The organism is Leptospira adleri, assembly GCF_002811985.1.
GTDB classification, from domain to species: domain Bacteria; phylum Spirochaetota; class Leptospiria; order Leptospirales; family Leptospiraceae; genus Leptospira; species Leptospira adleri.
Genome location: NZ_NPDU01000112.1, coordinates 1 through 10,697, shown reverse-complemented (window position 1 = coordinate 10,697; position 10,697 = coordinate 1). Strand labels below are relative to the sequence as shown.

The 10,697-nt window shown below is 44.8% G+C and carries 6 protein-coding genes; 2 read left to right on the top strand and 4 right to left on the bottom strand.

The window, feature by feature from the left end; all coding sequences use genetic code 11:
- Positions 1 to 591: 591 nt before the first annotated feature.
- The 3 genes from CH376_RS22890 to CH376_RS22880 form a co-directional block, all read right to left on the bottom strand.
- Positions 592 to 1,101 (bottom strand): hypothetical protein, encoded by a 510-nt coding sequence (locus CH376_RS22890; protein WP_100786029.1) that lies wholly within the window; start codon positions 1,099 to 1,101, stop codon positions 592 to 594.
- 94 nt (positions 1,102 to 1,195) lie between these two features.
- Positions 1,196 to 3,445: a hypothetical protein gene (locus CH376_RS22885; protein WP_100786005.1), complete on the bottom strand. Its 2,250-nt coding sequence runs from the start codon at positions 3,443 to 3,445 to the stop codon at positions 1,196 to 1,198.
- Positions 3,446 to 3,599: 154 nt separating this feature from the next.
- A complete protein-coding gene (locus CH376_RS22880) occupies positions 3,600 to 6,641 on the bottom strand; it encodes a TonB-dependent receptor (protein WP_100786006.1) in 3,042 nt (1,013 codons plus the stop codon).
- Positions 6,642 to 7,547: 906 nt separating this feature from the next.
- Here CH376_RS22880 and CH376_RS22870 point away from each other — a divergent pair.
- Entirely contained in the window at positions 7,548 to 8,147 is a 600-nt protein-coding gene (locus tag CH376_RS22870) for a TetR/AcrR family transcriptional regulator (RefSeq protein ID WP_100786008.1), read from the top strand.
- A gap of 44 nt (positions 8,148 to 8,191) precedes the next feature.
- Positions 8,192 to 9,304, top strand: coding sequence for an alkane 1-monooxygenase (locus CH376_RS22865; RefSeq protein ID WP_100786030.1), 1,113 nt, complete (start codon positions 8,192 to 8,194; stop codon positions 9,302 to 9,304).
- Between the two features lie 633 nt (positions 9,305 to 9,937).
- On the opposite strand, the gene CH376_RS22860 is transcribed toward CH376_RS22865, so the two are convergent.
- Positions 9,938 to 10,697, bottom strand: a 760-nt coding sequence (locus tag CH376_RS22860; protein ID WP_133124673.1) for an acyl-CoA dehydrogenase family protein, incomplete at its 5' end; no start/stop codon positions are given.

Genomic DNA, 10,697 nt, shown 5'->3' with positions numbered 1-10,697 from the left:
TAAAAAAAGAATTCAAATGGGTGACAACCGCACTCATCCTTTCGGGACTCATTTCCCTTTCCACGACTGTAATATAAGAGAGAATTGTTACCGCAGAATTACAAAAAGATTACGGATCCGAAACTTAGGAGTAGGATAAAACGAACGGATTCGGCTTAAAGAAGAGTTTTGAGTAGAACCGGAAAGATAAAAGTAATGTCGGAAAGTTTTTGTGTTCCTTCTTCTTTTGCGTTTCGTCTCGAAGATTCTTCCTAAGTTGAAAACCGTTCCGAGGTTTTCAACTTTTCATAAAATGAATCCCGAGATTTTTTCGAATCGACGGCGTCTTCGCTCTTACGGATGATAAATTATTTTTTGATTCTTGGGATTTCGCGACAAAGAAGAAGTTTACGCGCGCGTCTTTCGGAAGAGAACGCGAGTCTTAAAACATTCTTTTCGTCGATTTTATTTTTAAAAATTTTGTGATATCGAATTGGAGTCCTTTTCGATTCTTTCCGAATTTAATCTTAGTAAAGTAGAAGTAGGGCGCCTTTCCGTTAAGAAACGGTCCGGCGGCATCGATATCGCTCAAAGACGATCATTTCACGAAGTTTATTCTCTCTTGAGGTGATAGAGCTTAAACTTTCCCTTATATTCTAAAAATGTACTGAATGATCTTGTGGTGATCGTGGTATGATCCTTGGAATTCTCCAAAGTGGTGAGACACCCCAAGTGAAGAGTGAACGGTCCGTATTGTTCCGGCTTTCTTCTGCAAATTACGGATTTGAATTCGAAATCGGATCCGCTCAGATAGTGGAATTGCTCCTTGATTACGATATTCGTTTCGGTGTTCATGTGATCGTAGGCGAGCTCCGGAGTCATCCCGGGATCGCTCGTGAATTTTTCGCCGACGTGTTTCCAAAACATCGTATTGTGTTCCTCCGGACTCAATATAAGATCTTCGATTCCCTTTAGATCTTTTTTCTTGAGTGCGTCGATCGCTTTGATTACTACCTCTTCTTTCGTCGGATAGAGATTCGAGATCGGATAATTCGTAAAATAGTTACAGTGATGAAGGGTAAAAATTAGAAATAGGATTTGTAAAGGTCTGTAAAATTTCATGATTCGATTCTTTGTTTGTTTTTTTCTTTGTAAATAAAAAACCCACCTCATTTCTGAAGTGGGTTTCGCTCTTTGATTTAGAATTTTTTCTAAATTAGTTGCTTGGGTAAGAGGTCCAACCCGCGGTCCAATCCGCTCCGGAGAAGTCGATTGCGCCGTAGTAGGTCGCGCTCGAAAAACCGGCTCCGAAATTGGTTACTGCGGTCGTATTCTGCGCACTCACGTTAGCCGCGCTTGGAGCATAGTTCGGCGAAGTGTAGTTGGTCAGAGCAGTCGAAATGGTAACGCCGGAGTTGGTGATACCGGGAGCAGTCGCGCAAGCGCCGCCCACTGCGGTTCCGTCGTTCGTGTAGATATTCGTCGCACGAATGTCCGCAACTTGGCCGGCGGTGTTATCACACTTAACGGCGAATTTCGCGCCACCGGTGTAAAATCCAGCGACTAAGAAGTTTGTGTAATCTCCGACTGGAATGTTTGCCGCGGCTCTACGAACAAAGATCGCGTCTCCGTGGTTGACGTCTCCCGAATTACCGGACGCAACACAAGTGATGTTTGCGAAGTATGGATCCGCGCAGTCGCCGCCGGTTCTTGCGGAACCGGTGCAGGAAAGCGCAGAGTTTCCATCACCTTCGATACAACGAGAAGTGTCGTCGTTAGCAGCGATTGACGCTTTGTAGAGGTGCGTAATTCCGAATTGATACTTTCCGATAAATCCGTCCGCGAAGTCGAACTGGTCGTCCCTGTTTCCTGTGGAAACCATGTAGGTTGCTGTGAAAGCTCCACCCCATTGTTCGAAACCGTCGTCGTATCCCATGTGACACTGAACGTGATCTAACGTGGTTTCTTGCCCGACGCCCATCAAGGACACGCAGTTTCTTTCGTTACCAGGAGAGAAAGGAGCTCCCGCGAATTGAACCACGACGTAGCTGAGTTTGCTCGCGCTCGCAGCGTCGGAATAACTTCCACCGCCGAAAGAACCGGTATCTCCTTCACCCACCGCAACGGAACCGCGTCCACCGAATGTCTGGATTGCGTTTCCTTGGAGGATGATTCCTTGCCAATCCGCTGGGGCTCTTGAACCCGCGTTTTGAGAAGAAGTAAAAGTGATCGGATCAGCAGAGGTTCCGTTCGCGATCAGTTTCGCACCCGGTTTTACTAAAAGAGCTCCCGCAGGTGAAATCGCTCCGTAAACGGTGGTTCCCGCTTCGATCGTAAGAGTGATTCCGCTCGGAACGATCACGGTTCCGCTTAAGAGATAAGGGCTTCCCGCTTTTGTAAGAGTGGTGTTTGCGCCTAACGTTCCGCTGAGAGTGTTGTAATTTCTAGGATATACGACGTTTAGGGAAACGGTTGAAAACGAAATGTCGTATGAACCCGCATACTTCGTAGGTTCCGCGGAAGGATAAATCGAAGTCCAGCTATTCGCTTCTTGCGCGGTGATGTCTTTCCCAGTGGAAAGTTCCAGAGGACCGTTCGACAGTTTACCGGAAACGGGGTTAAGAAGAGTGGCGACCCCATTCTTGCTTACTTTGAGTCGACGCGGTTTTAACGTAGTTCCGTTACTATCTGTAACAAGAATTTTATAAGTATTTCCCAAGCTGGAAACGTTGAACTTAACGTTCGCAAAATTTCCCGCCGCATCCGTGGTGAAAGAAGCGATGACGGTTCCCGCCGGTTGGACATCGGTATTGATTCCCGCAGCAGTTGCAGCCGCTTCCAAGTTGGCTACGTCGCAATAGATTCTGACTTGATCCTTGCCGTATTGAAGGGGTTCCGATCCGGCCGCGTTCACGTTATTCGTTCCGACCGCCGCGTACGAAGCGTTGATCTGAGAAACAAGAGAGCTTCCGCATTTTGACGCAACAAATTGGGCACCGGCAGAAGCGCCTGCGACCGCGTCCGCCAAACTAGTGATATACGTTGTAGGACAGTTAGCGTTCGTGTTCGCGAGAGTGGTAGAGTTAAATCCGATACAAGCGCTTCCATCGGCTGCAGTCGCTGCCGCGCCCACAGAGTTGTTAAAAAGGAAACCGCCCGGAACTGCGTTATTCGCGGAGCTACCACCGTTTGATTTACCGGCTGCATTGTTGTTGATCCAGTTCGGAGGAAGCACTACCGCTGAACTTTCTCCTCTTCCTAAGATTTGAACCGTTGCATTCGCCAAAGGTGAGTTGTTCTTATCTACTAAGGTTCCTGAAATATAAACTCCAGGCTGCTGTTGGCCTAATAATAGAGCTAAGATGAATAAGTCGTTGTTGTTCTTTTTCTTGTGGCAATTCACTGCGAAAAGCGCGAAGGCCGCTAATCCGAGAGAAATTCCCACTCGTTTCATGGATAGATTCATGTTCGATCAAATCTCCTAATTTGATGCTCATATTGAACAGAATTATTGTTTCAATTGTGTTTCGTTTTGATTAGGATTTGGTAAGAATTGAGGAAGAGAAAGAATAAACCCCCAGAATCCGCGAAGATTCGGAGGGTTTAAGATAAAAAGAGACTTAGTTTAGGTTGTAAGTAACGGAGAAGGTGATCGTTGGTCCGAGGCGATAGGAGTTGATCGTCTCACCTTTGTAACTATGACCGAAGACGGGAACAAACGTGTTTCCTATATTGAAGCCCGAGTTATAGTGAACCGTGGAATCCAAGATCGGGTTTTCTTGAACGATCTTGATTCTGCTGTCCGTAACGTTTCTCGCCGCGAGTTTGATGTCCCATTTTTCAAGAAACTTAAGATTGTAGACGAAGTCGAGCATTCCCACAGGTCTTTCATACGTGTCCGGAATTCCGATACCGCCCACAGCGTTGATCCTCGGGCCGAATTCGTTGTATAACATCGTGAGCGTATGATCTCCGTTGTCGTCGAATCTGTATCTGAGGTTCACGTTATAGACGTAAGGCGATTGGCCTTGCAGAGGTCTGGAAAGATTCGTAGGTCTTTGTGTGGTTCCGCTGAGCTGATAGTAAATCCAATCCTGAAACTGAACTTCGGATTTGATAAAGAACGTATTCAAACCGAACGCCCAACGCTCCAATTTCGGAGTAAATATACTGAGGGATTTTCTGACTTCCAATTCTATACCGTGAACGTACGCGGACTTCGCGTTCGTATATGTGTATCTAAATTGAGAATCCACTTCCATAACTTTCTCGATGGGAGACGACATCTGCTTTCCGAAAACGCCGATCGCAATGATCTCGTCCGGGTTCGGAAATTTTTCGTAACGGAAGTCGTAGTTGTGAATGTATGTTTTCGTTAAGAACTGATTTCCTTTTTCGATCCCTCCGCCCAAGACGTTGAAGAATTGGAAAGGAGCCATTTCTCTAAAGTCGGGTCTCGAGATCGTTTCCGTGTAGGAAACTCTCAGGTTCGTTTTGTCGTCCAGAGCATAGACAAAGTTCGAAGAAGGAAGAAGGTTCTTGCTGGCGTTGATCGCCGCGGGAGAACGGAAGTTAGGATCGACGACGGATAACTCGTAAGAGTTCAAATAAGATTTAAAGTTGAAGCTGTCGAAAAAAGAAGCGTTCGGATCAAAAGGGTTCTTAGTTGCAACCGCTTGATAATTGTCTTCGTATCGTGCGCCTCCGATAAATCTCAACTTCGGAGTAAGGGGCATGTCCACTTGCAGATATTTCGCGAATAATTTTTGTTTCGCGTTGTACTGGTCGGTTGGCTGTGTGGCTTCATCCACGTAGTAACCCTTCGGTCCTCTGTTGAGAGGATTGTAGACAACTTCCGGAGGAACCGGATAATTCGGAACCGGAGTCGCGCCGCCCAGAAAATTGGTCGGGGAGCCGGAGCTTGGTCCTCTGAAGAAATATCTTTCCGCTTCGAAACCTCTTTCTCTTTGAACTGCGGAATAACCGATCTTTAACTTGGATTGTAGGCCGTCCCATTGATTAAAGGGAATCTCGTAGTCAAAACCCGCGTGTCTGCTTAAGTCTTTTGTCTTAGAGAAGAATTGGCTACTACCCAGGGTTCCACCTTGGAGAACCGCGGGAGCCTGTCCTTCCAAGCCGGTTTGAACCGCGTAAATCGTATCTCTCATATCGGGTTGGTTCCGGTTTGCTTCGGATTGAGCTCCTCTCCATTCCAACTTGGTTTTAACGCCGCCGAGGTTGATGATATGATCTCCAGAAAGTTGACTGCTATAGAGATTTCGCATGATGTAATTGAGTTTTGCGGAACCGATCGTTTGCCCGGAAGCGGAATTTTGTCCCGAGTAAACCATTACTTCTTTGTCGTTGTTAACGCTGAAAAAGTTTTTAAAATGGAGTCTATGGCCGTTCGCGACTTGGAAAGTGGTGTTTAAGATCGTTCCCCAGTTTACGGATTCGTTATATATCTGCTGATTGTATCTGTAAGCCGGATTCAGCTTCGTGTTTTTATCGCCGACCGGAATTCCAGAGACGACCGCGCCGGCTCTGTTCAGGACGTCGGTTTCTCTTCTATACTGATAGTCGTTGCTGTAAGTGATCGCAAAGATCAAGCCTAACTTTCTATCTCCGCCAAGATCGAACTTGTTACCGATCGAAAAGTTGAAACCTTTGTTCAGAGGCGCGTTCATTTGAGTAGGAGTCCATTGGTTGCTGAATTGCAGGGATCCGATCGTGACCATAGCAGCATTGTAACCGTACTGACCGGAGCCGACTTGTTTGAAAGGAGCGTCGGGAAGAGTGGAGACGATATCCGGTCTTGTTCTGTTTCCTTCCGAAAGTCCGAGCCAATCTTGGCCGCCACCGCTATAAGTTTTAAAGTTTTGAAACGTAGTGTTGCTGTTATAACCGGTTTGAAGACCGACTTTCACGAAAAACTGATCCGGATAATCCTTGGTTTCAATCTTAACCGTCCCGCCCGCGAATTCGGCCTGATCTTCCGGAATGAAAGTTTTAGAGACGACGATGTTTTTGATCAGAGACGCGGGAAATAAGTCGAGAGGAACGATTCTTTTGTTAGGTTCCGTGGAAGGAAGAGGTGAGTTGTTCAACAAGGTATTGGAATATCTTTCGCCAAGACCTCGAACGAAAACGAATCTTCCGCCGACCAGAGTGATCCCGGTTACGCGTCGAATGACGTCACCCGCGCTTGAGTCCGGTGTTTTTTGAATCGCCTGCGCTGAAATCCCGTCGGAAACCGCCGCAGCTTTTTTCTGAAACTTCAGAAGGGACGCTTCGGTGTCGTTTAACGCGCGATCTTCTACAACCACTTCTTCCAATCTTTTAACGCCCATCGCGACGTTTACTCGTGAAATTTTACCGCCGGAAACGGAGACCGATTTTTTCTGCGTCTCCATACCTTGCATGATAAATTCGACCGTGTAATTGCCGTCCGGAACGCCGAGGATTTCGTAATTTCCGTCTACGTCAGTTCTTCCGAATTTATTGATACTTCTGATCACTGCCGTAACGCCGAACATAGGTTCTGCTGTTTGCGCATCCAGAGCTTGACCTTGGACCTTACCCGCGCCTTGAGCAAGGATTGGAATATTCAAAAAACATAAGGAAAGAATAATTCCTACTAACGATTTCTTAGAGATCTTCATAAATATTTCTTTTTTGTCCCGGATAAACTATCTTTTTGGATAATAAGTTCACTGATTTCTGTTACGAATGGATTACATCCAGGTTAAGAATGGAATAAGATATGAGTCTTCGGGAACGATTCAGGATTCGATTAGACAAAACGGGAACAAAATGAAATCAAACGTATGACAAACAGGATTGCACAGACGGGGAAAGATCCTGTAAATGATTGTCGTTTAACAAAATCGAGCGAGGAAAGGTGGAGAAAGGACCGCTCGCTTACTCAAAACTCGGATAAGAGGTCCTGACGGATTTGGGAAAGAAGAAATTTTCATCGCTGGAAAGTTTTGAGCGCCGGAGATCTTGAGGAAGAATTTAAAGCCGCGAATGGAAGCGCGGTTCCGACATTAAAGAATCCTTGTACGGTTTTGCAGTCTTTTGCGTTTAGAGAACACTCTCTTCTTCGGATTCTGTTCCGATTCTTATTTTATTTTAATTTCATTTTAACTTTGTTTTTCCTGGCGTCATCTTTGATCATTTCGCTCGTCTCCGATCAAAGTAACCGTTTTTTTAAGAAGCCGAAAGCGAGTTCGCTGATCCGTTCTCTTGAGTGAGGCTTTTTTGTACGTCGGTATTTTTCCGGTGAAAGCTATCAACGGCTGCGGCTGTAATTCGATTTATAAACGAAGATTCGATTGATCCAGAATTCGAAGGCAATCTACGGTGGTGGCGCATTTCGCTATTTTCGAAGTTCAAAATTCTATTTTCCTTAAAATTCTGAAAGATTGTCAGTAAAATCGAAAAGCGGAGCTCCTCCAGTGCTCTAAAAACGAGCTTTTTTGAATTTTTTTCTTGTTTTTCCTTTCTTATTTTATATAATAACTGTTGTTCTATAAAAACGTTTGTTCGAAATTGAGGAAGATGCAGTGCCGAAGCTCGTAGATCACGAAGTTTACAGAATTACCATTCTGACCCGATGTTTGAGTCTTTTTGCCAGAAAGGGATATGCGATGGTTACAATGAGGGAAATTTCCAAGGAACTTCGAGTTTCTACCGGTTCTTTGTACCATTATTTTCCGACGAAAGAGGTCTTGTTCGAGGAAATGGCCCGGTGGATCGTTCGAGAAGATGCAAAACAGCTAGTTGAAATCCGTGACCAAAACCACGAGAAAAGTCCGGCGGAAAGGCTCGAGTTACTTTTTGATTTTGTGAGAGAAAGGGAAGGACATTTCCGGGATCTGATCCTGCTCGCCTGTGATCTTTACAGACGGGAAGATTCGGAACCGGCGAAGGCGATCTTAAAGGAATGTTCTCTCGTTTTTCGAGACGCAATTCAGAGTCATCTCGGCCTAAAGAATGCGGAGATCGAAAATCTTTTTTTCAGCGTTTTGATCGGGACCATTTTTCAAAGAATGATGGATCAAGGGACGGTCGATTTTGAAAAAACGTTCGCGATCGTTCGGGTCTTTGCTCCGTTTTTGACGAGCGGTATTTTTATGGAATCTAAAAAGGTCGGCAATGATTGAAGATTCAATCGATCGATCAGAAAAGAATAGGGAGAGAAAGTGATATGACCAATTTGAAACGTTACTCGTTCATTGTTTGTTTTTTAGTTCCTGCGTTCGCAGTGTTGGGTTTTTATTTAGGCGGAGCGTATAATTTTCTTACGTTCGCCATCGTATTCGGAGTTCTTCCCATTTTGGATTTGGCAATCGGTTCCGACTCATCCAACCCGATCGAGGAAGAAGTTCCTTCTTTGCAGAACGAATTTTATTTTCGATTTCTCACTTATATTTGGGCCTGGGTTCAGATGGGTTTAGTGATTTGGGCTCTCTATGAAATTCAAACCAAAGATCTCACAGGTCTGGAATGGTTCGGATTTGTTCTCGCGATCGGAATCAATACTGGCGGAATCGGAATCACAGTGGCGCACGAGTTAGGACATAAGAGTAAAAAGATAGAACAGTGGTATTCGAAATTTATTCTTATGACGGTTTGTTATATGCATTTTTTTATCGAGCACAATCGAGGACATCACGTAAACGTCTCCACGCACGAAGACCCGGCTTCTTCCAGAAAGGGGGAATCCTTTTATAAATTCTATCCAAGGACCGTTTTCGGCTCTTATTTTTCGGCATGGAAGCTGGAAGAAAAAAGACTTTCGAAACAAGGTAAGTCCGCTTGGTCATTGGAGAATGAGATGGTTTCAGCGACCGTGATTCCACTTTTGTTTATCGGAATCGTAACAGCGGGTCTCGCGCTTTATGCGGGAAGATTCGCTTGGGAAGTGCCGGTTTTCTTTTTTGTCCAGAGTTTTATCGCGTTTTCGCTTTTGGAATTGGTAAACTATATCGAACACTACGGGCTTCAGAGGAAGGAAATCGCTCCAGGAAAGTTCGAAAGGGTTCTGCCGATTCATTCTTGGAATCAGAATTTCGCGGTGAGCAACGCATTTTTGTTTCACCTTCAGAGACATTCGGATCACCATGCGAACGCCGGGAGACGTTATTCGGCATTGCGTCATTTTGAAGAAAGTCCACAGTTGCCGTACGGTTACGAAGTGATGGTTTTAGTGGCTCTGATTCCTCCTCTCTGGTATAAAATTATGGACTGGAGATTGGAGGATTGGAAAAAGAAATACTATGGAAACGCGAATTCGGAAGCAGTAAGGAACGCGGTTTAAAAAGAATACGAGTTGGGAAACGATTTAAAAGTTAACTTAAAAAATATATTATAAAAGCTAAATGCGATGATTGCGCAGTGGACACACCGGGGAGCGGTCGTCGCATTTAGAATTTTTAGGCATTCACTTCATCGTCCGAGCAGAGGATTTTAGCTTCCGAATCGTAGAGGAAAATCAAGTTCTCGAGAAAATTGTTTCCTATTGTTTTCATCCGAATCGATTTTAGATCGTAAAGAGAGAGTAACGGATGCAAAGGATCATCAAGTTTGTCTTTGTGGAATTTAGAACCGGAAAAATTTTCGATTCATTGAGAATTGAAGATCAGGTATTCGTGATCTGATTTCGTAGCGGAAATATTTTTAAATCGGTTTTTATATTTGAAAAAAAGACCGTTTTCATTGCATTTTCGACGGTTTTTACGATGAACGTCCGCCGCTTAGCTCTCTTGCGGCTCGGGGGATCCGATCTGGTTTTTCGGGGAAAGGGCCGGGGCGACGCGCCGCGCGGGAAAATTTGCGACGCATATCAGGCATTTTTTCTACATTTTTTGAGGATTTCTACACAAAAACGATAAAAACGTTTTTCATAAAACGGAAATGGTAAGGAACGCTCGGACGTTTTACTTTAAAAACATTAGTTTTTCATAATATTTCCCGCTATGATGAGTTTTTGGATTTCACTGGTTCCTCCGCCGATTTCACCCAAGCGAACGTCTCTGTAAAGCCTGGAGACTTTGTATTCTTCCATAAAGCCTGCGCCTCCATGAATTTGAACGGCGAGGTTTGTGACTTCTCTCGCCGAGGTAGTTGCGAACAGTTTACAGGACGCGCATTTTCCGGAAAGATGCATATTCCCTTTTTCTAATCTTTCAGCTTCTTCCATTTCCCAGGCCACGTTGTATGTGAACCAACGAGAGGCTTCGAGTTTCGTATAAATTTCAGCTAAAAGATTTCCGACTGACTGGTGTTGAGCGATCGGTTTCCCGAAACTTCTTCTTGTTGAAGAAAACGATTTCGATTCCTCCAAACACGCTTCCATGAGTCCGATCGACCAAGCTGCGAGTGAAAGCCGTTCCATGTTGAACGTCTGCATCGTTTGACGAAATCCCTTTCCCAGCGTTCCCAATATATCTTCCGATGAAACTTCGACGTCTTCAAAAAAAAGAGCTCCCGTTTGAGACGCTTTGAGTCCGAGCTTTTCCATCGGCGCCGATCTCTGAACTCCGTTTGCATTGAGATCCACAAAAAAATGTGTCAGTCCTTTTTCCTTTCCGTTGAGATCCTGAACTCTGGCAAGAACTAAACAATAATCGGCGATCGGTGAATTTGTGATATAAGTCTTTTGACCCGAAAGGTGATAGATACCTTTTGAAATTTCCTTCGCGACAGTCTTG